General features: G+C 73.9%; 28 protein-coding genes. 22 read left to right on the top strand and 6 right to left on the bottom strand.

What is annotated here, in order from left to right; translation table 11 throughout:
- Positions 1-139: 139 nt before the first annotated feature.
- From dnaK to ATL31_RS12660, 4 genes are read left to right on the top strand one after another with little or no spacing between them, the layout of a single operon-like run.
- Positions 140-2,044, top strand: a complete 1,905-nt coding sequence (gene dnaK / locus ATL31_RS12675; protein WP_101396083.1) for a molecular chaperone DnaK — start codon at positions 140-142, stop codon at positions 2,042-2,044.
- Positions 2,041-2,661, top strand: coding sequence for a nucleotide exchange factor GrpE (gene grpE, locus ATL31_RS12670; protein WP_101396082.1), 621 nt, complete (start codon positions 2,041-2,043; stop codon positions 2,659-2,661). Before dnaK ends, grpE begins: the two co-directional genes overlap by 4 nt.
- Positions 2,662-2,717: 56 nt before the next feature.
- Entirely contained in the window at positions 2,718-3,767 is a 1,050-nt protein-coding gene (locus ATL31_RS12665) for a DnaJ C-terminal domain-containing protein (RefSeq protein WP_101396081.1), read from the top strand.
- A 23-nt stretch (positions 3,768-3,790) separates the two neighbouring features.
- Positions 3,791-4,237 (top strand): heat shock protein transcriptional repressor HspR, encoded by a 447-nt coding sequence (locus ATL31_RS12660; protein WP_101397610.1) that lies wholly within the window; start codon positions 3,791-3,793, stop codon positions 4,235-4,237.
- Here ATL31_RS12660 and ATL31_RS12655 read toward each other — a convergent pair.
- Positions 4,231-5,031, bottom strand: coding sequence for a tryptophan-rich sensory protein (locus ATL31_RS12655; RefSeq protein WP_101396080.1), 801 nt, complete (start codon positions 5,029-5,031; stop codon positions 4,231-4,233). The genes ATL31_RS12660 and ATL31_RS12655 overlap by 7 nt on opposite strands.
- Before the next feature lie 78 nt (positions 5,032-5,109).
- Between ATL31_RS12655 and ATL31_RS12650 the strand changes: the two genes are divergently transcribed.
- From ATL31_RS12650 to ATL31_RS12625, 6 genes are all read left to right on the top strand, one after another.
- Complete coding sequence (locus ATL31_RS12650) at positions 5,110-5,376, top strand: ribonuclease E inhibitor RraB (RefSeq protein ID WP_101396079.1); 267 nt, start codon at positions 5,110-5,112, stop codon at positions 5,374-5,376.
- Positions 5,373-5,939 carry a gluconokinase gene (locus ATL31_RS12645; protein WP_211284030.1) on the top strand — a complete coding sequence of 189 codons (567 nt, stop codon included), beginning with the start codon at positions 5,373-5,375 and terminating at the stop codon, positions 5,937-5,939. Before ATL31_RS12650 ends, ATL31_RS12645 begins: the two co-directional genes overlap by 4 nt.
- 76 nt (positions 5,940-6,015) lie before the next feature.
- Complete coding sequence (locus ATL31_RS12640; RefSeq protein ID WP_101396078.1) at positions 6,016-8,589, top strand: ATP-dependent Clp protease ATP-binding subunit; 2,574 nt, start codon at positions 6,016-6,018, stop codon at positions 8,587-8,589.
- 103 nt (positions 8,590-8,692) lie between these two features.
- Positions 8,693-9,568 (top strand): hypothetical protein, encoded by an 876-nt coding sequence (locus tag ATL31_RS12635; RefSeq protein ID WP_143598387.1) that lies wholly within the window; start codon positions 8,693-8,695, stop codon positions 9,566-9,568.
- A 112-nt stretch (positions 9,569-9,680) separates the two neighbouring features.
- Positions 9,681-10,190: a mycothiol transferase gene (locus tag ATL31_RS12630; protein WP_101396076.1), complete on the top strand. Its 510-nt coding sequence runs from the start codon at positions 9,681-9,683 to the stop codon at positions 10,188-10,190.
- Between the two features lie 6 nt (positions 10,191-10,196).
- Positions 10,197-11,009, top strand: a complete 813-nt coding sequence (locus ATL31_RS12625; protein ID WP_101396075.1) for a DNA-formamidopyrimidine glycosylase family protein — start codon at positions 10,197-10,199, stop codon at positions 11,007-11,009.
- Between the two features lie 30 nt (positions 11,010-11,039).
- On the opposite strand, the gene ATL31_RS12620 is transcribed toward ATL31_RS12625, so the two are convergent.
- Positions 11,040-11,423 (bottom strand): hypothetical protein, encoded by a 384-nt coding sequence (locus ATL31_RS12620; protein WP_101396074.1) that lies wholly within the window; start codon positions 11,421-11,423, stop codon positions 11,040-11,042.
- Positions 11,424-11,481: 58 nt separating this feature from the next.
- The gene (locus ATL31_RS12615) at positions 11,482-12,267 is read right to left on the bottom strand and encodes an exodeoxyribonuclease III (RefSeq protein WP_101396073.1); all 786 of its coding nucleotides are present in this window, start codon (positions 12,265-12,267) and stop codon (positions 11,482-11,484) included.
- A gap of 56 nt (positions 12,268-12,323) precedes the next feature.
- On the opposite strand from ATL31_RS12615, the gene ATL31_RS12610 reads away from it, so the two are divergent.
- From ATL31_RS12610 to ATL31_RS12585, 6 genes are read left to right on the top strand one after another with little or no spacing between them, the layout of a single operon-like run.
- Positions 12,324-12,953 (top strand): maleylpyruvate isomerase family mycothiol-dependent enzyme, encoded by a 630-nt coding sequence (locus ATL31_RS12610; protein WP_101396072.1) that lies wholly within the window; start codon positions 12,324-12,326, stop codon positions 12,951-12,953.
- Positions 12,950-13,843, top strand: coding sequence for an alpha/beta fold hydrolase (locus tag ATL31_RS12605; RefSeq protein WP_101396071.1), 894 nt, complete (start codon positions 12,950-12,952; stop codon positions 13,841-13,843). Before ATL31_RS12610 ends, ATL31_RS12605 begins: the two co-directional genes overlap by 4 nt.
- On the top strand, positions 13,840-14,616 hold the full coding sequence (locus tag ATL31_RS12600) for an SDR family NAD(P)-dependent oxidoreductase (protein WP_101396070.1): 777 nt from the start codon (positions 13,840-13,842) through the stop codon (positions 14,614-14,616). The genes ATL31_RS12605 and ATL31_RS12600 overlap by 4 nt, the downstream gene beginning before the upstream one ends.
- A 39-nt stretch (positions 14,617-14,655) precedes the next feature.
- Positions 14,656-15,144, top strand: a complete 489-nt coding sequence (locus ATL31_RS12595) for a hypothetical protein (protein WP_101396069.1) — start codon at positions 14,656-14,658, stop codon at positions 15,142-15,144.
- Between the two features lie 23 nt (positions 15,145-15,167).
- The gene (gene pyrE, locus ATL31_RS12590) at positions 15,168-15,722 is read left to right on the top strand and encodes an orotate phosphoribosyltransferase (protein ID WP_101396068.1); all 555 of its coding nucleotides are present in this window, start codon (positions 15,168-15,170) and stop codon (positions 15,720-15,722) included.
- A gap of 55 nt (positions 15,723-15,777) precedes the next feature.
- On the top strand, positions 15,778-16,404 hold the full coding sequence (locus ATL31_RS12585) for a LemA family protein (protein ID WP_101396067.1): 627 nt from the start codon (positions 15,778-15,780) through the stop codon (positions 16,402-16,404).
- A gap of 9 nt (positions 16,405-16,413) precedes the next feature.
- Here ATL31_RS12585 and ATL31_RS12580 read toward each other — a convergent pair whose 3' ends face one another.
- Entirely contained in the window at positions 16,414-16,845 is a 432-nt protein-coding gene (locus ATL31_RS12580) for an acyl-CoA thioesterase (protein WP_211284029.1), read from the bottom strand.
- Positions 16,842-17,960: an alcohol dehydrogenase catalytic domain-containing protein gene (locus ATL31_RS12575; RefSeq protein ID WP_101396066.1), complete on the bottom strand. Its 1,119-nt coding sequence runs from the start codon at positions 17,958-17,960 to the stop codon at positions 16,842-16,844. Before ATL31_RS12575 ends, ATL31_RS12580 begins: the two co-directional genes overlap by 4 nt.
- A 134-nt stretch (positions 17,961-18,094) precedes the next feature.
- On the opposite strand from ATL31_RS12575, the gene ATL31_RS12570 reads away from it, so the two are divergent.
- The 4 genes from ATL31_RS12570 to ATL31_RS12555 are packed head-to-tail and all read left to right on the top strand — an operon-like array spanning position 18,095 to position 21,655.
- Positions 18,095-18,964, top strand: a complete 870-nt coding sequence (locus tag ATL31_RS12570; RefSeq protein WP_101396065.1) for an ABC transporter ATP-binding protein — start codon at positions 18,095-18,097, stop codon at positions 18,962-18,964.
- Positions 18,961-19,758 (top strand): ABC transporter permease, encoded by a 798-nt coding sequence (locus tag ATL31_RS12565; protein WP_101396064.1) that lies wholly within the window; start codon positions 18,961-18,963, stop codon positions 19,756-19,758. Before ATL31_RS12570 ends, ATL31_RS12565 begins: the two co-directional genes overlap by 4 nt.
- 53 nt (positions 19,759-19,811) lie before the next feature.
- Entirely contained in the window at positions 19,812-21,029 is a 1,218-nt protein-coding gene (locus tag ATL31_RS12560; RefSeq protein WP_101396063.1) for a sensor histidine kinase, read from the top strand.
- Positions 21,026-21,655 carry a response regulator gene (locus ATL31_RS12555; protein WP_101396062.1) on the top strand — a complete coding sequence of 210 codons (630 nt, stop codon included), beginning with the start codon at positions 21,026-21,028 and terminating at the stop codon, positions 21,653-21,655. Before ATL31_RS12560 ends, ATL31_RS12555 begins: the two co-directional genes overlap by 4 nt.
- Before the next feature lie 30 nt (positions 21,656-21,685).
- Here the strand turns inward: ATL31_RS12555 and ATL31_RS12550 are convergent, their stop codons facing one another.
- Positions 21,686-22,369, bottom strand: a complete 684-nt coding sequence (locus ATL31_RS12550) for a DedA family protein (protein WP_101397607.1) — start codon at positions 22,367-22,369, stop codon at positions 21,686-21,688.
- Positions 22,370-22,461: 92 nt separating this feature from the next.
- On the opposite strand from ATL31_RS12550, the gene ATL31_RS12545 reads away from it, so the two are divergent.
- Both ATL31_RS12545 and ATL31_RS12540 read left to right on the top strand, forming a co-directional pair.
- Entirely contained in the window at positions 22,462-23,121 is a 660-nt protein-coding gene (locus ATL31_RS12545; RefSeq protein ID WP_101396061.1) for a TrmH family RNA methyltransferase, read from the top strand.
- Between the two features lie 28 nt (positions 23,122-23,149).
- Complete coding sequence (locus ATL31_RS12540) at positions 23,150-24,211, top strand: LLM class flavin-dependent oxidoreductase (RefSeq protein WP_211284028.1); 1,062 nt, start codon at positions 23,150-23,152, stop codon at positions 24,209-24,211.
- Positions 24,212-24,331: the final 120 nt, after the last annotated feature.

The following is a 24,331-nucleotide window of genomic DNA, read 5'->3' as shown; positions in this document are numbered from 1 at the left end:
CCGGGAACAGATGAGTGGACCCGAGAGTTGAGCCGAGTGAGATCAAGTTTGGTCCGGACGATTTGCTCAACCCGAACCGTCGGACCTAACGTGAGCGAGAAGCACTCAACCCGAGTCAGTAGAACCAAGGAGCATCCCCATGGCCCGTGCAGTCGGTATCGACCTCGGCACCACGAACAGTGCCGTCGCCGTCCTCGAGGGTGGCGAGCCCACCATCATCGCGAACGCCGAGGGCGGTCGCACCACCCCGTCGGTCGTCGCGTTCTCCAAGGGTGGTGAGGTGCTGGTCGGTGAGATCGCCAAGCGCCAGGCCGTCACCAACGCCGACCGCACCATCCGCTCCGTCAAGCGCCACATGGGCACCGACTGGGCCTCCGACGACGTCGACGGCAAGAAGTACAACGCGCAGGAGATCAGTGCGCGCATCCTCCAGAAGCTCAAGCGCGACGCCGAGTCCTACCTCGGTGAGACCGTCACCGACGCCGTCATCACCGTGCCCGCGTACTTCGACGACCACGAGCGGCAGGCCACCAAGGAGGCCGGCGAGATCGCCGGCCTGAACGTCCTGCGCATCGTCAACGAGCCCACCGCCGCGGCGCTGGCCTACGGCCTCGACAAGGGCAAGGAGGACGAGCTCATCCTCGTCTTCGACCTCGGCGGCGGCACCTTCGACGTCTCCCTCCTCGAGGTTGGCAAGGACCCCGACGACGGCTTCGCCACCATCCAGGTCAAGGCCACCTCGGGTGACAACCAGCTCGGCGGCGACGACTGGGACGAGCGCATCGTCAACCACCTCCTGACGACCGTGAAGAACACCTCGGGCGTCGACCTGGCCAAGGACAAGATCGCGATGCAGCGTCTGCGCGACGCCGCTGAGCAGGCCAAGAAGGAGCTGTCGTCCGCCTCGAGCACGAACATCTCCCTGCAGTACCTCTCGATGTCCGAGAACGGCCCGATCCACCTCGACGAGACGCTGACCCGCGCGCAGTTCGAGCAGATGACCAAGGACCTGCTCGACCGCACCAAGCAGCCCTTCCAGAACGTGATCAAGGACGCCGGCATCTCCGTCGGCGAGATCGACCACGTCGTGCTCGTCGGCGGCTCCACCCGGATGCCGGCGGTCAGCGCCCTGGTCAAGGAGCTCACCGGCGGCAAGGAGCCCAACAAGGGCGTCAACCCCGACGAGGTCGTCGCGCTCGGCGCGTCCCTGCAGGCCGGTGTCCTCAAGGGTGAGCGCAAGGACGTCCTGCTCATCGACGTCACGCCGCTCAGCCTCGGCATCGAGACCAAGGGTGGGCTGTTCACCAAGCTCATCGAGCGCAACACCGCCATCCCGACCAAGCGCAGCGAGGTCTTCTCGACGGCCGAGGACAACCAGCCGTCGGTGCTCATCCAGGTCTTCCAGGGCGAGCGCGAGATCGCGCAGCAGAACAAGCCGCTCGGCACCTTCGAGCTCTCCGGCATCGCCCCGGCGCCGCGCGGGGTCCCGCAGGTCGAGGTCACCTTCGACATCGACGCCAACGGCATCGTCAACGTCTCCGCCAAGGACCGCGGCACCGGCAAGGAGCAGAAGATCACCATCTCCGGCGGGTCCGCCCTGTCGAAGGAGGAGATCGAGCGGATGGTCAAGGACGCCGAGGCCCACGCCGACGAGGACAAGAAGCGCCGCGAGGAGACCGAGACCCGCAACATGGGTGAGTCGCTGGTGTTCTCCACCGAGAAGTTCCTCTCGGAGTCCGGTGACAAGGTCAGCGACGAGCACCGCGCGCCGGTCGACGCCGCCCTGGCCGACCTCAAGGAGGCCATCAAGCCCGACAGCGGCGCCTCCGTCGAGGACATCAAGGCCAAGATCGAGACGCTGAACACCAAGTCCCAGGAGATGGGCGCGGCCGTCTACGCCGCGGCCGCCGAGCAGGGCGAGTCGGGCCACGTGCCGGGTGCGGAGTCGACCGACGGTGGCCAGCAGGCCGGCGGCTCGTCCGACGACGACGTCGTCGACGCCGAGGTCGTCGAGGACGACGAGGACACCAAGGAGTCCAAGTGACCGACCAGTCGCCCGACGACTCGGTGAACACCGAGGCGGTCAACGACGAGCCGGTACGCGGCGAGGAGGTGGCCCCGGAGCAGTCCGGGGCCACCCCCGCCGCGGTGGACGCCCCTCCCGGCGAGCCCGCGGAGGCGCCGTCCGACGGTGAGGCCGCCCCGGCCGGGAGCACCGCCGACGCGGTGCTGGCCGCCGAGCGACTCGGTGACCTCCAGCGTCTCCAGGCCGAGTACGTCAACTACAAGAGGCGCGTCGACCGTGACCGCGCCGTGGTGCAGGAGCGCGTCGTCCGCGACGTCCTCGAGTCGCTGCTGCCGACGCTCGACGACATCCACGCCGCGCGGGAGCACGGCGACCTCACGGGGCCGTTCGCCGCGATCGCCGACAAGCTCGAGGGGGCGCTGGGCCGCTACGGCCTCAGCCGCTTCGGTGCCAAGGGCGAGGCGTTCGACCCACAGCAGCACGAGGCGCTGATGCACGCCCCGTGGCCCGCCGACGACGCCGACCTGCCCGTCGGCGCCACGGCCACGACCGTCGTCACCGTGCTCCAGCCCGGCTACCGTGCCGGGGAGCAGGTCCTGCGCCCCGCCCGGGTCGCCGTGGCCGACCCCGAGTGACCGGGCACCCGTGACCCACCCCGACCCGTCCACCGAAAGTGCGTGAGGAGGCGACGATGGCCAGCCAGGACTGGTTCGAGAAGGACTTCTACGCGATCCTCGGCGTCGCCAAGGACGCCGACGACGCCGCGATCAAGAAGGCGTACCGCAAGCTCGCCCGCAAGCACCACCCCGACCGGAACTCCGGGGATGCCGCGGCCGAGCAGCGCTTCAAGGACATCGGTGAGGCCAACGCCGTGCTCTCCGACCCCAAGCAGCGCCAGGAGTACGACGCCATCCGCTCGATGGCGGGCGGCGGCGCGCGCTTCCGGGCCGGTGGTCCGGGTGGTGGCGACGGCGGGTTCGAGGACATCTTCAGCGCCTTCGGCGGCGGCGGAGGTGCCGGGTCGCGCGTGCGGTTCCAGCAGGGCGGCCCGGGTGGCTACGGGGGCGCGGGCGAGCCCGACATCAACGACCTGCTCGCCCAGATGTTCGGCGGGGCAGGAGCCGGTGGCCGGGGCGGAGACCCGTTCGGCGGCACCGGGTTCCGCGGTGGGCGCAGCACGGCCGGGCCCCGCCCGGGCGCCGACGTCCAGGCCCGCACCACCCTCCCGTTCCGCGACGCCGTCGAGGGCTCGACGGTCACGTTGAGCACCGCGGACGGCGGCCGCATCACCGCCAAGATCCCCGCCGGCGTGCGCGACGGGCAGAAGATCCGCCTCCGCGGCAAGGGCGGCGAGGGCGACCCCGGCGCGGCGCGCGGCGACCTCATCCTCACCGTCGCCGTCGAGAAGCACCCGGTGTTCGCGCGGGCCGGCGACGACCTCACCGTCGACCTGCCGGTCACCTTCGCCGAGGCCGCCCTCGGGGCGACCGTGCAGGTGCCCACGCTCGACGGCTCGCGGGTGCGGGTCAAGGTCGCGCCGGGCACCCCCAGCGGCCGGGTGCTGCGCGTCAAGGGGCGCGGGGTGGTCGGCAAGAACGGCACGGGAGACCTGCTGGCCAAGGTCGTGGTCGTCGTGCCTCAACGGCTGAGCGACGAGGCCCGGCAGGCGGTCGAGACGCTGCGCGCCACCGAGGGCGGCGCGGACCCCCGGGCCAGCCTGTTCGAGCAGGCCGCGACCTGACGGGAGGTGCCACGGTGACCCGCATCGACATCAGCGCCTTCGCGCCCGACGACGACACCCCCGTGTTCGTCATCTCGGTGGCCGCCGAGCTCGCCGGGATGCACGCGCAGACCCTGCGCCAGTACGACCGCCTGGGGCTGGTCACGCCGTCACGCACCAAGGGCGGCGGCCGCCGGTACTCCCAGCGCGATGTCGGGCTGCTCCGCGAGATCCAGCGGCTCAGCCAGGACGAGGGCGTCTCGCTCGCCGGCATCGCCCGCATCCTCGAGCTCGAGAACCAGGTCACGGCCCTGCGGGCGCGGGTCGCCGAGCTCACCGATCAGGTCGACGCCCTCGAGGCCGGGGCGGGCCGGCTGACCCGCGTGTTCTCGGTCAGCCCGACCGGCGATGTGTATGCGACCCGGCTCGGCCGGCGACCGCGCACCGACCGCAGCCAGGCCCTCGTGGTGTGGAGCCCGCCCCGTCACTGACGGGATGCCGCGGCGCGGGGGACGGCCGCCAGCACCACGCCGGCGGCGACCAGCGCCGCGATCCCGACCAGGACCGACGACGGTGCGTCGGTGAGCCGGCCGACCGCGATCCACGCCAGCCCCCACGCCATCGCCGCCGCCACCGCCCAGCGGGCCCCCAGCCGGCGGGCGTAGAGCACCCCGAGCCCGGCGGCCACGGCGAGCACGACGACCGCCAGCACCTCGGCGACCAGGCCCTGCGGGTCGACGCCGCTCTCGATGAGCGTGGTCGTCACGTTGGCGACGGAGGCGACGGTGACCCATCCCAGGTACAGGCCGAAGGTACCGTCGACCAGCACGGTCTCGGCGTGCCCGTAGGTGGGGTGCTCCTCGAGCCGGCGCACCAGCAGCCCGAGCACCCCGGCCAGGGCCAGGATGACGACCACGCTCGCCCACAGCCAGCCCTGCTGGGTCACCAGCAGCCAGCCGGCGTTGAGCACCATCGACGCCGCGACCAGCCAGCCGATGGCGCGGTGCCGGGGCTCGGCGGCCTGCTGCGGCAGCCACTGCCAGACGGTGTAGCCGAGCAGGCCGAAGTAGATCGGCGTCCAGATCGAGAAGGCGGGCCCGGCGGGCGCGACCAGGGTCGCGTCGGCCGCCAGCGCGCCCCCCGAGGACTCCTCGACGCGGGTGCCGATGACGCCGACCCCCACGAGGGTGCCAACGACGCAGAACACCTCGGCCAGGGTGACGCCCACCTGCCGCACCCGGTCGGCGGAGGTCGGGGCGGTGGAGGTGGTCGTCGCGACGCTCATGCTCCGACGCTACCGGCCGGCCGACGGTGCCCGGTGGCGCGCCGCCCCCCGGCGCCGGACGGCGTCCATACTTCGGGTATGACCGAGCACCTCCTCGTCTTCCCCGACCGTGAGACCGCCGACGAGGTGGCGGCGGGGCTGGCGGACGAGGGCTTCACCGAGGTGCGCGTCGTGCGCGAGGCCCTGGCGGGCGAGGACGACGCGGAGGCCCACGAGTGGGCGGTGCTGGTGCGCGAGGAGATGGTGGTCGACGAGTCGCGGCCCGTCGAGCAGGGCCTGCGCGACCGCTTCGCCGCCCTGGCCGAGGAACACGGCGGCTGGTACGACCCGCACCCCGGGGCATGACCCCCGGCGCCGGCGACCCGATGCCGCCGCGCCACGTCGTGGTCATGGGGGTGTCGGGCTCGGGGAAGTCGACCGTGGCGCGCGGGTTGGCCGACGCCCTCGGGCTCACCTTCGGCGAGGCCGACGACTTCCACCCGGCCGAGAACATCGCACGGATGGCGGCCGGGACGCCGCTGACCGACGCCGACCGGCGCCCCTGGCTGCTGGCGCTCGCGGCGTGGACCGCGGACCGCGACCGGGAGGGGCGCTCGACGGTGATGGCGTGCTCGGCCCTGCGCCGTCGCTACCGCGACCTGCTGCGCGCCGGCCCACCGGTCCTGTTCGTCCACCTCGACGGGCCCGCGGACGTCGTCCAGGCCCGGCTGGCCGCGCGCACCGGCCACTTCATGCCACCCGCCCTGCTCGCGTCGCAGCTGGCCCTGCTCGAGCCCCTGGCGCCCGACGAGGCCGGGGTCGTGCTCGACCTGCGCCACGACCTCGACTCCCTGGTGCACGAGGCGGCCGCGTGGCTGATGACGCAGCCCGCAACCGAGCGTCCCGCCGGGCTCGACGGCGGGTCTTGAGTGGAATAGACTCAACTTTGGTGAGCGTTGTTCTTCAGGACAGCACGACCATCGGACCCACAGGAGACCCGCACGGATGGAGCTCAAGCCCACGACGAAGGTGGCGGAGGCGCTGGCCCTCGCCCAGCGTGCCGCGCAGACCGCCGGCCACGCCGAGATCACCCCCGACCACCTCACCAGTGAGGTGCTCCGGCTCGACACCCCGCTCGCCGACACCCTGCTGGCAGCGGCCGGCACCGGCGCCGCGCAGGTCCTGGCGCAGGCCGACGCCCGGCTCCGGGCCCTGCCCACCACCAGCGGCTCGACCGCGCCGCCGACCTTCGGGCGCGACGCCCTCTCGGTGCTCCAGCAGGCCGACACCCTGATGCGCGCCAAGGGTGACTCCTACCTCGCGCTCGACCTGCTGCTGCTGGCACTGGCCGAGACCCGGCACCTGGCCGCCGTCGAGCAGCGCGGCGCCACCGACATGGAGGCTCGCATCACCGAGCTCCGCGGCGGGCGCCCGGTCACGTCGGAGACCCCGGCCGAGGGCGGCGAAGCGCTCGCGAAGTACGGCACCGACCTCACCCAGGCCGCCCGCGACGGCCGGCTCGACCCCGTCATCGGGCGCGACGCCGAGATCCGCCGCGTCGTGCAGGTCCTGTCGCGCCGGACCAAGAACAACCCCGTGCTGATCGGCGACCCCGGTGTCGGCAAGACCGCCGTCGTCGAGGGCCTGGCCCAGCGCATCGTCGACGGCGACGTCCCGGAGTCGCTGCGCGGCAAGCGCCTCATCGCGCTCGACCTCGGCGCCATGGTCGCCGGGGCCAAGTACCGCGGCGAGTTCGAGGAGCGGCTCAAGGCCGTCCTGGCCGAGATCACCGGCAGCGACGGGCAGGTCATCACCTTCATCGACGAGCTGCACACCGTCGTGGGTGCCGGCGCCACGGGTGAGTCGGCGATGGACGCCAGCAACATGCTCAAGCCGATGCTGGCTCGTGGCGAGCTGCGCCTGGTCGGCGCCACCACCCTCGACGAGTACCGGGAGCACGTCGAGAAGGACCCGGCCCTCGAGCGCCGCTTCCAGCAGGTGTTCGTCGGCGAGCCCTCGGTCGAGGACACCATCGCCATCCTGCGCGGCCTCAAGGAACGCTACGAGGCGCACCACAAGGTCGAGATCGAGGACACCGCCCTGGTGGCCGCGGCCTCCCTCTCGGACCGCTACATCACCGGTCGGCAGCTGCCCGACAAGGCCATCGACCTCGTCGACGAGGCGGCCTCGCGGCTGCGGATGGAGATCGACTCCAGCCCGGTCGAGATCGACGCGCTGCGCCGCGCGGTCGACCGGCTGCGGATGGAGGAGCTGCACCTGGCCGAGGAGACCGACGACGCGTCGGTCGACCGGCTGCAGCGGCTGCGGGCCGACCTCGCCGAACGCACCGAGGAACTCTCGACCCTCACCGCCCGCTGGGAGGCCGAGAAGGAGGGGCTGAACCGGGTCGGTGACCTCAAGGCCCGCCTCGACGACCTGCGCACCCAGGCCGACCGGCTCCAGCGCGAGGGCGACTACGAGGGTGCCTCGCGCCTCCTCTACGGCGAGATCCCGGCCCTCGAGAAGGACGTCGAGGCCGCCCAGGCCGCCGAGTCGGCCGGGGCCGCGTCCGGCGCCGACCTGATGGTCAAGGAGCGGGTGGGCGCCGACGACATCGCCGAGGTCATCTCGGCCTGGACCGGCATCCCCGCCGGGCGGCTGCTGCAGGGCGAGAGCGAGAAGCTGCTCTCGATGGAGTCGATCATCGGCTCGCGCCTCATCGGGCAGTCCGACGCCGTGCGGGCCGTGTCGGATGCCGTCCGCCGCTCGCGCGCGGGCATCGCCGACCCCGACCGCCCCACGGGCTCGTTCCTCTTCCTCGGGCCCACCGGCGTCGGCAAGACCGAGCTCGCGAAGTCGCTGGCCGACTTCCTCTTCGACGACGAGCGCGCGATGGTGCGCCTCGACATGTCGGAGTACTCCGAGCGGCACGCGGTGGCCCGCCTCATCGGTGCACCGCCCGGCTACGTGGGCTACGAGGAGGGCGGCCAGCTCACCGAGGCCGTGCGCCGCCGGCCGTACTCGGTGGTGCTGCTCGACGAGTTCGAGAAGGCCCACCCCGAGACCTTCGACATCCTCCTGCAGGTGCTCGACGACGGCCGCCTCACCGACGGGCAGGGCCGCACGGTCGACTTCCGCAACGTCATCCTCGTGATGACGAGCAACCTCGGCTCGCAGTACCTCGTCGACCCCCTGATGGAGGCCGGCGACCGCCACGAGGCGGTGATGGCGGCGGTGCGGGCCGCGTTCAAGCCCGAGTTCCTCAACCGTCTCGACGAGGTCGTGGTCTTCGACCCCCTCTCGCGCGACGAGCTGGCCCGGATCGTCGACCTCCAGGTGCGCGCGCTCGCCACCCGGCTGCACGACCGCCGCATCACCCTCGAGGTCGACGAGCCCGCGAAGAAGTGGCTCGCCGAGCGCGGCTACGACCCCGCCTTCGGGGCCCGGCCCCTCCGTCGCCTGGTGCAGCGCGAGATCGGCGACCGGCTCGCCACGGCGCTGCTCGCGGGGCGGGTGCGGGACGGCGACACGGTGGCGGTGGGCCTCGACGCCGATGGCAGCACCCTGACCCTGGGGTGAGCCGTTCGGCGGAAGTTCTCCCGGTTCCGCGACCCGGGGCCGATCCCGTGGGATATCTTCCGCGGGGTCGGCCACGGTGGCCGACGAGGAGGGAACCACCACCATGCCCATCGCATCCCGCGTCCTGCGCCGGCTGGGTGCCGTCGCCCTGACCACGGCCGTCGCCGCCGGTCTGGCCGGTCCGGCCACCGCCGCCGCGCCCACGGTCGTCCGCACGGCGACCACGACCGTCACCATCCCCACCGACTGCGGGGTGCTGTTCCACCGCACCACCGCCGACACCCTGTACTACGGGGCGATCGTGGGCATGCGCGGCCGCGCCGGCACGTTGTCGACGCTGTCCTTCGACAACGCGACGCAGACCATCAGGGTCATGGCGTACGTGCGTGACCTCAACGGTGGCGAGCAGTACCTCGCCGTGCTCGACGACGGCTCCCTCTGGAACGTCCTCAGCCCGGGCGACGGCAGCGCCGCCACCACGACCAGGGTCGGCAGCAACTGGGGCGGCATCCGCGAGCTCACGCGCGGTGACTCCGGCTACCTCTACGGCCTCACCACCGTCGGTGGCCTGGTCCGCTACTCGGTCTCGGTCTCCGGTGTCGTCCGTGGTGCGGGCACCGTCGCCACCGCGGGCTGGGGCGGCGTGCGCTCCCTCACCTGGAGCGGCGGCGGCACCTACGCCGGCAACAAGGTCGACGGCTTCCTCGCCCTGACCTCCAGCGGCGCCCTCGTGGAGTACCTCATCCGCACCGCCGACCGGGTCCCGCGCGGTTTCACCCTCCGGTCCTCGGGCTGGGGCGCCATCGAGAAGATCTCGGTCGGCTCGTGCACCAACCACGCCGGCCGTCCCATCGCGGGCCTCTACCCCGACGGCACCCTCTTCGGCTACTACGACACCAACGGCTACGACCTCCGCGGCGGTGACCTGCGTGGCATCGGTCAGGTCGGTCGCGGGTTCTCGGGCCTGAAGTTCGACTGACCCGGGTTCCCCGAGTCGCCCGACGGGGCGGTGGTGCAGCGGTCGTCACGGCCGCGCTGCGCCACCGCCCCGTCGTCGTCCCGCCGCGGGACGCCCGGGTAGCGTCAGCGGCATGGCAGATGTCAGCGACCTCCTCATCGACGCTCTCGACCGGGTCCGCGAGACCGTGCACGGCCTCCTCGACGACCTCCCCGAGGACCGACTGGCCACCCCACCGGTCGACGGCGCCAACACCGTGGCCTGGCTGGTGTGGCACCTGACCCGGGTCCTCGACGAGCACGTCGCCGACGCGTTCGACCTCGACGTGGTGTGGACCTCGGGCGGCTGGTACGAGCGCTTCGACCTGCCGTTCCCGGCCAGCGCCCACGGCTACGGCCAGTCCTCCGCCGACGTGCTCGCGGTGCGCGTCCCCGCGGCTGACCTGCGCGGCTACTTCGACGCGACGTACGAGCTCGTCGCGGGTGCCCTGCGCGGCCTCGGCGAGGACGACCTCGACCGGGTCGTCGACCAGGGCTGGGACCCGCCGGTCACCCTCGCCGTCCGGCTGGTGAGCGCGCTCAACGACGCCACCCAGCACGTGGGGCAGGCCTCGTACGCCGCCGGCATCCTGACCCGCGGCTGACCCCCCGTGCCCGAGCTGCCCGAGGTCGAGTCGGCGCGCGCCGTCATCGAGCGCTCGGGCCTGCACCGCACCATCACCGACGTCGACGACACCGACACCTACGAGTGCCGCCCGCACGCACCGGGCGAGATCCGCGACGCCCTGGTGGGGCACCGGCTGCTGGCTGCGCACCGGCGCGGCAAGTCCATCTGGTGCGAGGTCGGTGGCGAGGGCTCACCCACCCTGGGCATCCAACTGGGGATGAGCGGGCGCATCGTCGTGACCGGCCCCGAGGGGGAGGACGAGGGCGGCGACTACCAGGGCTCCGGCCGGCGCGCCGACCCGCGGCGGCGCCAGGAGGCGTGGTTCCGGTTCACGCTGACCTTCGACGGTGGCGGCCGCCTGCGGTTGCTGGACCCCCGGCGGCTCGGGCGCATCCGGCTCGACCCCGACATCGACGCCCTCGGCCCCGACGCCGAGCAGGTCGGGCGCGAGGAGTTCCGCCGCCGCATCGGCCGGGGGACCGCGCCGGTCAAGGCCCGCCTGCTCGACCAGGCGAGCATCGCCGGTGTCGGCAACCTCCTGGCCGACGAGGTGCTGTGGCAGGCGCGCATCGACCCGCGTCGGCCGGCCGGTGAGCTGGGCACTGACGAGCTCGACGAGCTCCGGCGCCGCCTGCGGCGGGCCATCCGCGACGCCCACCGCGACGGGGGCGTGCACACCCTCGAGATCGTCGAGCACCGTGGGCGGGGCGGGCACTGCCCCCGCTGCGGCGCCGAGCTCGAGCGCGCCACCGTGGGGACCCGCACCACCTGGTGGTGCCCGCGCGAGCAGCGCTGACGCGTTGCCGGCGATGGGGGCGTACCGGCCTCAGCCGTCGAGGCCCACCGGTACCGGGAGGGGGCTGACCCCGCCGAGGCACTTGCGGTAGCGGACCTGGGTCCCGTAGTGCTCGAGCGCCTGCCAGAGGGTGCGGTGCGCGGCCCACGGGAGCGGGTCGTCGCCGTGGCGCCACGAGGCGCCGAACGACACCCACACCGGCACCCAGTGCTCGGCGTCGTCCCACGCGCCGCGCTTGGCCACGAGGGTGCGCCGCCGGTACTGCACCGCCTGGCGCGGCCCGTCGGCGCAGATCGGCGCCGTCGCCATCGGCCAGACCCGCAGGTCGTGGTGCATGAGGGCGACCTCGAGCTCGGCGAGCACCGCGGGGTCGACGAGGACCGTCGCGACGTTCTCGTGAGGGGGCCGGGTCACGCTCAGCACGGTAATACGGGCCACCGACGCCCGTCAGCCCCCCGGTCGCTGCGTGGGCTCAGGCGTCGAGCTGCACCACGACCGGCGCGTGGTCGCTGGCGCCGGTGCCCTTGCGCTCCTCGCGGTCGATGGCGGCCCCGGCCACCCGCTCGGCCAGGGCGGGGGAGCCGAGGACGAAGTCGATGCGCATCCCGCGCTTCTTGGGGAAGGCGAGGCGCTGGTAGTCCCAGTAGGTGTAGGTGCCCGGCCCGGGTGCGTGCGGGCGGACGACGTCGACGAAGCCGCCGTCGAGGAACGCCTGGAACGCCGCGCGCTCGGGCGGGCTGACGTGCGTCTTGTCGGCGAAGTACTCCATCGACCAGACGTCCTCGTCGCGCGGGGCGATGTTCCAGTCGCCGCACAGCGCCACCGGGGTGCCGTCCTCGGCCCACTCGAGCGCCCGGTCGCGCAGCCGCTCGAGCCACGCGAGCTTGTAGGCCATGTGCGGGTCGTCGAGGGCGCGGCCGTTGGGGACGTAGAGCGACCACATCCGCACCCCGCCACAGGTGGCCCCGATGGAGCGGGCCTCGGCGGCCAGCGGCTCGCCCCAGCCGGGGTCGCCGTCGAAGCCGACCTGCACGTCGTCGAGGCCGACGCGCGACAGGATCGCGACGCCGTTCCACTGGTTCACGCCGTGGTGGGCGACCTGGTAGCCGAGCGCGCGGAAGCGGTCGTAGGGGAACTGCTCGTCCTTGGCCTTGGTCTCCTGCATCGCGAGGACGTCGACCTCGGAGCGCTGCAGCCAGGCCTCGACCCGGTCGATGCGGGAGCGGATGGAGTTGACGTTCCAGGTCGCGATGCGCACGGATTCCACCCTAGCCGCGGGCGACGACGGCCGCGGCGGCGTGCTTCACTGGCGACGTGGACGCCCGCACCTCACCTCGCGCGTGGTTCGACGCCGTGTCGGGGACCGTCGTCGAGGTCGTGGCCGGCGTGCCGGACGACGCTTGGAGCGGCCCGGGCCTCGGGGAGTGGACCGTCCGCGAGCTCGTGGCCCACCTGTCGCGGGCGTGGAGCACGGTCCGCGACTACCTGGCCGAGCCCGAGCCGGCCGTCGGGACGCCGGTGCTCACGGCCGCGCAGTACCTCACCGAGGGCCTCACCCTGCCGGGCGTGCACGAGCAGGTCGCGCAGCGGGCCCGGGGGGACGTCGCCGCACTGGGCGATGCCCCGGCCGCGGCCCTGCGCGACCTCGCGCTGAGCACGGCCGGGCTCGTGGCGGCGACCGCGGACGAGCGGCTGGTCCTGACCCGCTTCGGCGCGCTCCGGTTCGACGAGTACCTGCGGACCCGGGCCTTCGAGCTGACCGTCCACGGTCTCGACCTCACCCGCGCCGTCGGGCTGCCGACCCCGGCGGCCCTGACCGACGCCGCCGTGCCCGCGCTGGCGCTCCTCGCCGAGACGGCGGGCGAACGGGCCTCGTCCGTCGTCCTCCTCGAGTCCCTCGCGGGGCGCCGTGCGCTCCCCGACGGATACACCCTGCTGTCATGACCGGAGCCGACGAGACCACCGACCTCGACGTGGGTGACGCCCGGATCCGGGTCCGCCGGCGTGGGTCCGGGTCGCCGGTGCTGCTCCTGCACGGCTACCCGCAGACCCATCGGATGTGGGACGAGGTGGCCGCGGCGCTCGCCGAGCGGCACGAGGTCATCACGCCGGACCTGCGCGGCTACGGCGACAGCAGCGCGCCCGACGGCGGCCCCGAGCACGCCGGCTACTCCAAGCGCGCCATGGCCGCGGACGTCGTCGCGGTGATGGCGGCGCTCGGGCACGAGCGCTTCGCCGTGGCCGGGCACGACCGCGGCGGCCGGGTGGCCCACCGGCTCGCGCTCGACCACCCGCAGGCCCTGACGCGACTGGCCGTGCTCGACATCGCCCCGACCCTGCACATGGTCGAGAACACCGACCGGCAGCTGGCGTACGGCTACTACCACTGGTTCTTCCTCGCCCAGCCCGACGGCCTGCCCGAGCGGCTCATCGGCGCCGACCCCGGGTGGTTCCTGCGCGAGAAGCTGCGGCGCTGGTCGGCGCCCGGCACCGTGTTCGACGAGGAGCGCCTGGCCGAGTACGTGCGCTGCTTCTCGCGCCCCGAGGTCGTGCACGCCTCCTGCGAGGACTACCGCGCGGCGCTCGGGGTCGACCTCGACCACGACCGGGCGAGCCGCGACGCGGGCGAGCGGGTCGGATGCCCGCTGCTCGTGCTGTGGGGCGAGGCCGGGTTCGTGGCGCGCAGCTACGACGTCGTCGACGTGTGGAGGCGCTACGCCGACGACGTGCGCGGTCGAACGGTGCCCGGTGGTCACTTCTGCCCCGAGGAGTCGCCCGCGGAGGTGACCGCCGCGCTGGCGGGGTTCTTCGCGGTCGACGGCGCCGCCGGATGAGCACGGCCCTGGTCACCGGCGCCTCCGCCGGCATCGGTCGGGCGTTCGCGCTGCGGCTGGCCCGGCAGGGGAGCGACCTCGTGCTCGTGGCCCGCGACCGCGCCCGGCTCGAGCGGATGGCGGCCGAGCTGCGCGCCCAGCACGGCGTGCAGGTCGAGGTGCTGGTGGCCGACCTGTCGGACCGCGCGCAGACCGAGGCGGTGTGCCGCCGGCTGGCCGACCCCGGGCGCCCGGTCGACCTGCTCGTCAACAACGCCGGGTTCGGGCTCCGGCGCTCCTTCCTCGACAACGACGTCCGCGAGGAGGAGGCCGGCCTCGACGTGATGGTGCGCGCCGTGCTGCTGACCTCGCACGCGGCCGGGCGGGCCATGCGCGAACGCGGCCGGGGGGCCATCCTGAACGTGTCGTCGGTGGCGTCGTTCATCGCGAACGGCACCTACTCGGCCGAGAAGGCCTTCGTGACGGTGTTCTCCGAAGGGCTCGCGAGCGAGCTGGCGGGGACCGGCGTCACCGTGACCGCGCTGTGCCCGGGGTTCACCCGCACCGAGTTCCACGAGCGGGCCCGGATGCGCATCTCGGCGCTGCCCGAGGCGCTGTGGCTCGACGCCGACGTGGTGGTGGCCCAGGCGCTGGCCGACGTGGCGGCGGGCCGGGTGCTGTCGGTGCCCGGGGCGCAGTGGAAGGTCGTGACGGCGCTGGTGCGCGCAGCCCCCCGACCCCTCGTGCGCGGCGGGGCGATGCGGGCCCTCGACCGCTTCCGCCGCCGCGGCTGACCCCTTCCCGATGTCGGGACGCGGTCGTAGGCTCCCCGCGTGCGCCCGCCCTCCGAGTCGGAGGTGACCCGCGAGTACCGGCACCTCCTGCGCACCGCCTCCGGCGACTGGCAGGAGACGGCGCACCGGCACGCCCTGCTCGCCCTCGGGCCCACCGTGCGGGAGCAGCTGCTCGGCGAGCTCCGCCGCATCCTGCTCACCGGCTACCACGTCGCCCCCGACGACGTGCACGCCCTGGCGCGGATCCTGGTCCGGGCTGAGCGGCGGCGTCCCCGCGTCCTCCTCGACGCCCTCCGCCCGGCGCTGCTCGACGTCCTGGCCACCGCGGTCGTCGCCAGCCCGACCGGGGGGATGCTGCGCGCCGGCATCGACGTCTGGGACGGCGCTGACCCCGCGCTCGTGCCCGACCCACCCGTCGAGCCCGACCACCACCAGCAGTGGCTGCTCCAGCGCGCGACCCCGGGGGCCGAGGGCGACGCCGCGGCCTTCCGGCCCGCCCTGCCGGCGGACCGCCGCCGCGCGCGCTGACCGCGACGCCATACCGTAGGGGCGTGACCGACATCGCCGCCGACCGTGCCCGCCTCCTCGAGATCGTCCGTGCCAAGGCCGTCGTCCACGGCCGCGTCACGCTCTCCTCGGGGAAGGAGGCCGACTACTACGTTGACCTGCGCCGCATCACCCTCGACGGCGAGGCCAGCCCGCTCGTGGGTCGCGTCATGCGTGACCTGGTGGCCGACCTCGCGTTCGACGCCGTCGGCGGCCTGACCCTGGGTGCCGACCCGGTGGCGACCGCCATGCTGCACGCCGCGGCCGCCGCCGGCGACCGGCTCGACGCCTTCGTCGTGCGCAAGGCCGGCAAGGCCCACGGCCTCCAGCAGCGCATCGAGGGCCCCTCGATCGAGGGCCGGCGGGTGCTCGTGGTCGAGGACACCTCGACCACCGGCGCCTCCCCGCTCGAGGCCGCGCGGGCCGCCCAGGAGGCCGGCGCCACCGTCGTGGCGGTGGCCACCATCGCCGACCGTGCCACCGGCGCCGCCGCCGTCTTCGCCGATGCCGGGCTCGAGTACCGGCACGTCTACGGCCTCGAGGACCTCGGCCTGGCCTGACCCGCCCACTAGGCTCGGCCCACGGGACCCGGACGGGCCCCATCGAGGAGATGTCATGACCATCGCGATCATCGTCGTCGTCGTCCTGCTGGTGGTCGTCGTGGGGTGGGCCGTCGTCACGTACAACGGCCTGATCAGGCTCCGCAACCTCGTGCAGGAGGCCTGGCGCCAGATCGACGTCGAGCTCACCCGCCGGCACGACCTCATCGGCAACCTCGTCGAGACGGTCAAGGGCTACGCGGCGCACGAACGCGGCACGCTCGAGGACGTCGTCAAGGCCCGCTCGGCCGCGATGGCGCCAGGGCAGTCGCCGGGCCAGCAGGCCGAGAGCGAGAACATGCTCAGCCAGGCCCTCGGTCGCCTACTGGCGATCGTCGAGGCCTACCCCGACCTCAAGGCCAACCAGAACTTCCTGGCCCTGCAGACCGAGCTGACCTCCACCGAGGACCGCATCGCCTCGGCGCGGCGCTACTACAACGCCACCGTGCGCGACCTCAACACCAAGGTCGAGACGGTGCCCTCGAACATCATCGCGGGGATGTTCCACGTCGGTCGCGCCGAGTACTTCGAGGCGGTCGGCGAGCAGCGCGAGGCCCCGCGGGTCGACTTCGGCCAGCGCGACGCCGTCATCCCGCCGCCCAGCGGCTACACCGGCGGCACCACCCCGCCGCCGCCGGCCTGACGGAGGCGGTCAGCGGACGGCGGTGCCCAGGAGGTCACGGAGCGGACCGTCCATGGGCACCGGCCGCCGGGTGTGCGGGTCGACGTAGACGTGCACCCAGTGCCCCACGGCCGCGACGGTGCGCGGTGCGGCGGCACGCGCCAGCGCCAGCTCGTACGTGACGCTGCTGGTGCCCAGCCGGGTCACCCGCAGCCCGACGACGAGGTCGTCGGGGTAGTGCAGCTCGTCGAGGAAGCGGCAGCCGGACTCGGCCACCACCCCGAGCGGCGCGTCGGGGCCGGGCGCGGGCAGACCCCGCAGCAGCCAGGTGTTGATGGCCGAGTCGAACAGCTGGTAGTAGACCGCGTTGTTGAGGTGCCCGTACACGTCGTTGTCGGACCAGCGGCTCGTGACCAGCTGCACCACGGGGAAGTCGGCCAGGAGCGGGCGTTCGTCGCTCACGCGCCGCCCCCGTCGAACGTGACGATCTGCCGCACGGCCCGCCCGGCCGCGAGCTCGTCCATCGCGGCGTTGACCTCGTGCAACCCGATACGGGAGGTGACCAGCTGCTCGACCGGCAGCCGACCGGCCCGCCAGCGCTCGACGAACAGCGGGATGTCACGCCGCGGCACCGCCGACCCGAGGTAGCTGCCGATGATCGAGCGGCCCTGCGCGACCAGGGCCAGCGGCGAGACGGCGGCCAGGGCGTCGGGCGCGGGCAGGCCCACGGTGACCATCCGGCCGCCGGGGCCGGTGAGCGCCACCCCGGTCTCGAAGGCCCGGACGTTGCCGGCGGCCTCGACGACGACGTCGGCGGCCACGCCCTCGGCCAGCGCCTCCTGGGGGGTCAGGGCCCGGTGGGCGCCGAGCTCGCGAGCCTGGGCCAGCTTGGGCTCGAGGGTGTCGACGGCGACGACGGTCACGTCGGGCTCGCCGAGGGCGGTGAGCAGTGCGGCCATCCCGACGCCGCCCAGCCCCACCACGGCCACCGTCTGCCCCGGCTGCGGCCGGCCGGCGTTGACGACCGCCCCGCCGCCGGTGAGCACGGCGCAGCCCATCAGGGCCGCGACCTCGGCCGGCACGTCGTCCTCGACGGGGACGACCGAGCGGGTGTCGACCACGGCGTAGGTGGCGAAGCCCGAGACGCCCAGGTGGTGGTGGACCGGGAGGCCGTCGCGCGTCAGGCGGCGGGCACCGTCCATCAGCGTGCCCGCGCCGTTGGCCGCGCTGCCGGGGAGGCAGGGCACGACGCCGCCCGAGCGGCAGCCGGCGCACTCGCCGCAGCGGGGGAGGAAGGTCATGATGACGCGCGAGCCGACCGCCACGTCGGTGACATCGGCCCCCACCGCCTCGACGACCCCGGCGGCCTCGTGGCCCAGCAGCATCGGCACCGGCCGGGGCCGGTTGCCGTCGACGACGGACAGGTCGGAGTGGCACAGCCCGGCGGCCTCGACCCGCACCAGCAGCTCGTGCGGCCCGGGCCCCTCCAGGTCGAGCTCCCCGACGGTGATGGGGCGGCTGTCGCGGTAGGGGCCGGCGCGGCCGACCTCCTCGAGCACGGCTCCGGTGATCCTCACGTTGCCACCTTAGGGCGGCCGGCGCGCAGGGCGCTGCGGAGCGCCACGCCGCCGGCGGCCGTCCACCGGGCGGTGGACCGCGGGTCCACCGCCCGGGCGTCGCGCCGGGAGGTCGCCGCGAGCACCCTGGAGGTATGACAGCAGCCATCCGCATCCGTGGCCTCCACAAGAGCTACGGCACCCACCGCGCCGTCGACGGGCTCGACCTCGACGTGGCGTCGGGGGAGGTCTTCGCCCTGCTCGGCCCCAACGGTGCCGGCAAGACCACCACGGTCGAGATCCTCGAGGGCTTCCGCGACCGTGACACCGGCGAGGTCGTGGTCCTCGGCACCGACCCGCACCACGCCCCCCGCGCCTGGCGCGACCGCATCGGCATCGTGCTGCAGTCCTCCGGGGGGCTCGACCTGCTGACCCCGCGCGAGGCGCTGCGCAGCACCGCCCGGTGCTACCGCGGGCCGCGCGACGTCGACGAGGTCATCGCCGTGACCGGGCTGGCCGAGAAGGCGGACTCCCGGATCGCCGGGCTCTCGGGCGGCCAGCGCCGCCGGCTCGACGTCGCGCTCGGCATCGTCGGCCGCCCCGAGCTGCTCTTCCTCGACGAGCCCACCACCGGCTTCGACCCGCAGGCGCGCCGCGACTTCTGGGGCCTCATCCGCGACCTGGCCGGCGACGGCACCACCATCCTGCTGACGACGCACTACCTCGACGAGGCCGAGCACCTGGCCGACCGGGTGGGCGTCATCGCGGGCGGCCGGCTGCTGGCGCTCGACACCCCAGCCGCCCTGGGCGGCCGCCAGTCGCAGGAGGCCACCGTCTCGTGGGAGGAGGACGGCGTGCGGCGCAGCGTCCGCACCGCCGAGCCCACGGCCGAGGTGGCCCGCGTGGCCGCGCGCTTCCCCGGCGAGGTGCCCGAGCTCACCGTCACCAGACCGTCCCTGGAGGACACCTACCTCAGCCTCATCGCCCCCCACGAGCGCACCGCCACCACGGAGGTCCCCGCATGAACACCCTGGCCCTCGGTCTCGACCGCACGCGGATCGAGCTCAGGATGTACTCGCGCGAGAAGGAGGCGGTGTTCTTCGGCTTCCTCTTCCCCATCCTGCTGCTGACCCTGTTCTCGGTCATCTTCTCGAGCCAGTTCGAGGGCGCCGGCGGCGGGATGACGGCCGCGCGCTTCTTCCTGCCGGGGATGGTGGCGGCCGGCGTGCTCCTGACCAGCTTCCAGACGATGGCCCTCTCGGTCGCGAGCGAGCGCGACGACGGCTCGCTGAAACGCCTGCGCGCCACCCCGATGCCGCCGGCCGCGTACTTCCTCGGCAAGGTCGGCCTGGTCGCCGTCACCTCGGTGGTGCAGCTCGTCGTCCTGCTGCTGGTCGCGCGGTTCGCCTTCGACGTCGAGCTGCCCTCGAGCGCGGACCGGTGGGCGCTGCTCGCCGGAGTCTTCTCGCTGGGCCTGTTCGGCGGCACCGTCCTCGGCATCGCGTACTCCTCGCTCTCGACGGCGCGCGCCATCGGTGCCGTGGTCATCGGGCCCCAGCTGGTGCTGCAGTTCATCTCGGGGGTCTACATCGCGTTCAGCGACGTCCCCCCGTGGCTCCAGCAGGTCGCGGCCCTCTTCCCGCTGAAGTGGATCGCGCAGGGGATGCGGGCCGTCTTCCTGCCCGACGCGCTCGCGCAGGCCGAGATGGCCGGGTCGTGGGAGCAGGGCCGCACCCTGCTGGTGCTCGCGGCCTGGGCGGTGGGCGGCCTGGTGCTGTGCGTCATGACCTTCCGCTGGTTCAAGCGCGGCACGGTGTGAGGGTGACGGCGCGTGGCGAGGGCGTGGAGCGAGCGGCCGAGGATGATGACCGCATGAGTGCATCCGCTGCGCCTGCGGCCGCACGCTCCTCGAGCGACGAGCTCGCCGTGATGTGGCGCCGCCAGGAGCCGGTGTGGCACGCGGTGGCCGCCGTGGTCTGGCTGGCGGCCGTGGTCGTCACCTGCCTCGAGGTTCCCGGGCCGCACGGCCGCGGCCCCACCCTGGCTCTGCTGGCGGCCATGGCCGCGGCGTACGCCACCGTGGGGGTGCGTGGCCTGCGGCACCTGGACGCCCGGTCCGGGGTCCTCTACCACCTGCTCGTGTGGGTGGCGCTGCTCGGCATCCAGGGGGTCGACCCCGGCACCGAGACCTGGCTGCTCTACTTCGCGCTCTTCCCCCAGCTGTGGGCGATGCTCTCGACCCGCCGCGCGGTCGTCGGCACCGTGCTGGTGGTGGTGGCGTTCGCGGCGCTGCGCTGGGCTCAGGCGGAGTTCTCCGCGACGGGGCTCATCGAGGTCCTGGTCAGCAGCCTCATCTCGCTCGGCATCTCGCTATCCCTGGGGCTGTTCATCAACCGCCTGCTGCTGGAGGCCGACCGGCGCGCCGAGACCATCGACGAGCTGCGCGCCACCCAGGCCCGCCTGGCCGTCGTCGAGCGCGACCGCGGCGTGCAGGACGAGCGCGAGCGCATCTCGCGCGAGATCCACGACACCCTGGCGCAGGGCTTCACGTCGGTGGTCACCCTGACCCGCGCCGCCCAGACGGCGCTCGGGCGCGGCGACGTCGAGACCGCCCGCGAGCGGCTCGCCCTGGTCGAGGCCACGGCGGTCGACAACCTGGCCGAGGCACGCCTCATCGTGGCCGAGCTGACGCCCGGCCACCTCCAGTCGCGCACCCTGGCCGAGGCGCTCCAGCGGCTGGGGGCGGCGGTCGGCAGCGAGACGGGCCTGCACGCCGACGTCACCGTCGAGGGCGAGCCCGCGCCCCTCGGTGGGACGGCCGAGGTGGTGCTGCTGCGCACTGCCCAGGAGGCGCTCTCGAACGTCCGCCGGCACGCCGGCGCCGCCCGGGTCGGCCTGGCGCTCGCCTACCGGCCCGACCGGGTCGTGCTCACCGTCACCGACGACGGCCGCGGCTTCGACCCCGCGGCCGACCGGGCCGGCTTCGGCCTCGACGGGGTGCGCGCCCGGGCGGCCGAGGTCGGCGGCGCGGTGGGTCTGGTCAGCGCCCCCGGGGCCGGGACCACCCTTCGGCTCGAGGTGCCGCGGTGATCCGGCTGCTCGTGGTCGACGACCATCCCGTCGTCCGCGCGGGGCTGGTGGCGGTGCTCGGGGAGGAGCCCGACCTCGAGGTGGTCGGCGAGGCCGCCCACGGCGCGGAGGCCCTGGCCCTGGTCCCGCGGCTGCGCCCCGACGTGGTGCTGATGGACCTGCGGATGCCGGTGATGGACGGCGCCGAGGCCACCGCCCGGCTGCGCTCGCTGCCCGATGCCCCCCACGTGCTGGTCCTGACCACCTACGACACCGACGCCGACATCGTGCGGGCCGTCGAGGCCGGGGCCCGCGGCTACCTCCTCAAGGACGCGCCCACGGCGGTGCTCACCGATGCCATCCGCCGCGCGGCCGAGGGCGCGACCGTGCTGGCCCCGATGGTGGCCGCACGACTGGCCGACCGGCTGCGCGCCCCGGCGCTGCCCGAGCTGACGGCCCGCGAGGTGGAGGTCCTGGCGCTGGTGGCCCAGGGGTGCTCGAACGCCGAGGTCGGGCGGCGGCTGTTCATCGGTGAGGCCACCGTCAAGACGCACCTGCTGCGGGCGTTCGCGAAGCTCGGAGTGTCGGACCGCACGGCCGCGGTGGCCGAGGCGCACCGCCGCGGGCTCATCGACCTCGACGGCTGACGCGGCCGCGGTGCGGGTGGCGCCCGGGCCTCAGGGGCGGTGCTCCAGGTCGTCGACGACCTCGTCGGAGTCCGGTGTGACCTCGGCCCGCGACATCCCCCGGTCCTTGCGGTGGCGCAGGTACTCGACGACCATCGGGACCACCGACAGCACGACGATGAGCAGGATGACGAGCTCGAGGTGGTTCTTCACGAAGGACACGTTGCCGAGGAAGTAGCCGGCGAGCGTGACGACCGCGACCCAGAGAGCGGCACCGACGGCCGACCACGTGAAGAAGTGGCGGCGCTCCATCCGGCCGATGCCCGCGACGACCGTGATGTACGTGCGCACGACGGGCACGAAACGGCCGAGGACGAGGGCGCGGGCGCCGTACTTGTCGAAGAACTCCTCGGTCTGGTCGAAGTACGCGCGTTTGATGATCCGCCCGTCGTGGTGGCGCAGCGGCGCCCCCACACCGCGGCCGATCTCGTACCCGACGACGTTGCCGGCGAAGGCCGCCACGAAGAGCCCGACGAGCGCGACGGCCAGGTTGTCGTGCAGCTGGCCGCTGGAGATGAAGATGCCGACCGAGAAGAGGAGGGTGTCGCCCGGGAGGATCGGGAAGAAGAGCCCGCACTCGATGAACACGATCACCAGGGCGATCCAGAAGAACGCCGTGCCGTAGGTGTCGAGAAGGTACTGAGGGTCCATCCACTGCGGACCGAGTGCGTGCATCACGGGCCCAGGCTACGGGGGGGCGGCCGGTGCGGAAGGGCATCGTGTGCTGTGGGAAACCTGTGAGCAGGGCAGACGCCTAGCCTGTCCGGGTGGAGGAGCGCGAGGTCGGCGTCGGGCCGTGGGAGGGGCCTTGGCCCGAGGGCGAGCAGTGGGACCCCGAGCTGCTGCGCGGCGGCGACCGCCGCAACGTGGTCGACCGCTACCGCTACTGGCGGATGGAGGCCGTGGTCGCCGATCTCGACACCCGGCGGCACCCGTTCCACGTGGCCATCGAGAACTGGGGCCACGACTTCAACATCGGCTCGGTCGTGCGCACCGCCAACGCGATGAACGCCGCCGCCTTCCACATCGTCGGCCGGCGCCGCTGGAACCGCCGCGGCGCCATGGTCACCGACCGCTACCAGCACGAGCACCACCACGCCACGGCCGCCGACCTCGCCGCCTGGGCCCGCACCGCCGGCCCCGGGGGCGGCCGGCTGCCGCTCGTCGGCATCGACAACGTGCCGGGCTCGGTGCCGCTGGAGACCCACGACCTGCCGCGGGCCTGCGTCCTGGTGCTGGGGCAGGAGGGCCCGGGCCTCACGCCCGAGATGGTGGCGGTGTGCGACGTGGTGCTGCACATCGCGCAGTTCGGCTCGACCCGCTCGGTCAACGCCGGGGCGGCGGCCGCCGTGGCCATGCACGCGTGGGTGCGACGGCACGTGTTCGACCAGCCCGTGGAGCCGGCCCGCCCGGCCACCACGGAATAGCCGGGGCCCGGAGGCCGCTGCAGCCTGGGTGAGCCCCGCAACGACCCCCGCCCTGTCCGTCCTCGACCTCGTCCCCGTGCGGGCCGACCAGAGCACCGGTGACGCCATCGACGCCCTGCGCTCGCTGGCCCGGGTCGCCGACGAGCACGGGTACCGGCGCTACTGGCTCGCCGAGCATCACAACATGCCGAGCATCGCCTCGACCAACCCGCCCGTCCTGGCCGCGATGGTCGCGGCCGCCACCGAGCGGATCCGGGTCGGCTCGGGCGGGGTGATGCTCCCGAACCACGCGCCCCTGGTGGTCGCCGAGCAGTTCGCCCTGCTGGAGGCGGCCTTCCCCGGCCGCGTCGACCTCGGCATCGGGCGCGCCCCCGGCACCGACCAGGTCACCGCCTGGGCACTGCGCAGCGGCGCCGCCGGGGTCGAGGCCGACGCCGTCGACCGCTTCCCCGACCACGTCGACCACGTGCTGGCCATGATGTCGCCGGCCGGGGCTGCCCTGCGCCTGCCCGGCGGCGACCACGTGCTGCGCGCCACCCCGCACGCCACCTCGGTCCCGACCATCTGGCTGCTCGGCTCGTCCGACTACTCGGCCCGGCTGGCGGCCTCCCGCGGGCTGCCCTACGTCTTCGCCCACCACTTCTCGGGGCGGGGGACCGCGGAGGCGCTCGCCCTCTACCGCGACGGTTACCAGCCGTCCGAGGAGCACCCCGGGCCGCGCACCTTCCTCACCGTCAACGTCGTGGTGGCCGACACCGAGGCCGAGGCGCAGCGGCTGGTGCAGCCGATGGTCCGCTCGATGGTGGCGCTGCGCACCGGCCAGCCGCTGCTGCCCCAGGAGTCGGTCGAGGAGGCCGAGGCCCGCGGGGTCGCCCCCGCGCACCGGGCTCTCGCCGACGAGATGGCGGGCCGTTGGGTCGTGGGCGACCCGGCCTCGGCGGCGGCCCGCGTCCGCGACCTGGCCACCATGTTCGGGGTCGACGAGGTGATGGTCAGCCCGGTCGCCGGGGCCCTGGCCGGCACCCCGGCGGGCCGCTCGCCGGCTCGCGAGGAGACGCTGCGGCTCCTCGCCGGGGCCCTCGCCGCCTGAGCCGGTCCAGCCGTTCACGAGGACTCGGCGAGAAAGTTCGGTAGACCTGTCGATCGTGGCCCCGCTCGCACGTCATCGGGGTGAGGCCGCAGCCGCGGCCCGCAGACCGAAGGAGCACGC

The organism is Phycicoccus duodecadis (assembly GCF_002846495.1).
GTDB classification, from domain to species: Bacteria; Actinomycetota; Actinomycetes; order Actinomycetales; family Dermatophilaceae; genus Phycicoccus; species Phycicoccus duodecadis.
This window is presented reverse-complemented; position numbering and strand designations above follow the sequence as displayed.

Bases quoted from the DNA above. Each gene is read 5' to 3' on its own strand.
- dnaK (WP_101396083.1), top strand. From the start codon at position 140: ATGGCCCGTGCAGTCGGTATCGACCTCGGCACCACGAACAGTGCCGTC.
- ATL31_RS12665 (WP_101396081.1), top strand. From the start codon at position 2,718: ATGGCCAGCCAGGACTGGTTCGAGAAGGACTTCTACGCGATCCTCGGC.
- ATL31_RS12655 (WP_101396080.1), bottom strand. From the start codon at position 5,031: ATGAGCGTCGCGACGACCACCTCCACCGCCCCGACCTCCGCCGACCGG.
- ATL31_RS12650 (WP_101396079.1), top strand. From the start codon at position 5,110: ATGACCGAGCACCTCCTCGTCTTCCCCGACCGTGAGACCGCCGACGAG.
- ATL31_RS12645 (WP_211284030.1), top strand. From the start codon at position 5,373: ATGACCCCCGGCGCCGGCGACCCGATGCCGCCGCGCCACGTCGTGGTC.
- ATL31_RS12640 (WP_101396078.1), top strand. From the start codon at position 6,016: ATGGAGCTCAAGCCCACGACGAAGGTGGCGGAGGCGCTGGCCCTCGCC.
- ATL31_RS12635 (WP_143598387.1), top strand. From the start codon at position 8,693: ATGCCCATCGCATCCCGCGTCCTGCGCCGGCTGGGTGCCGTCGCCCTG.
- ATL31_RS12630 (WP_101396076.1), top strand. From the start codon at position 9,681: ATGGCAGATGTCAGCGACCTCCTCATCGACGCTCTCGACCGGGTCCGC.
- ATL31_RS12605 (WP_101396071.1), top strand. From the start codon at position 12,950: ATGACCGGAGCCGACGAGACCACCGACCTCGACGTGGGTGACGCCCGG.
- ATL31_RS12600 (WP_101396070.1), top strand. From the start codon at position 13,840: ATGAGCACGGCCCTGGTCACCGGCGCCTCCGCCGGCATCGGTCGGGCG.
- ATL31_RS12585 (WP_101396067.1), top strand. From the start codon at position 15,778: ATGACCATCGCGATCATCGTCGTCGTCGTCCTGCTGGTGGTCGTCGTG.
- ATL31_RS12570 (WP_101396065.1), top strand. From the start codon at position 18,095: ATGACAGCAGCCATCCGCATCCGTGGCCTCCACAAGAGCTACGGCACC.
- ATL31_RS12565 (WP_101396064.1), top strand. From the start codon at position 18,961: ATGAACACCCTGGCCCTCGGTCTCGACCGCACGCGGATCGAGCTCAGG.
- ATL31_RS12560 (WP_101396063.1), top strand. From the start codon at position 19,812: ATGAGTGCATCCGCTGCGCCTGCGGCCGCACGCTCCTCGAGCGACGAG.
- ATL31_RS12550 (WP_101397607.1), bottom strand. From the start codon at position 22,369: ATGCACGCACTCGGTCCGCAGTGGATGGACCCTCAGTACCTTCTCGAC.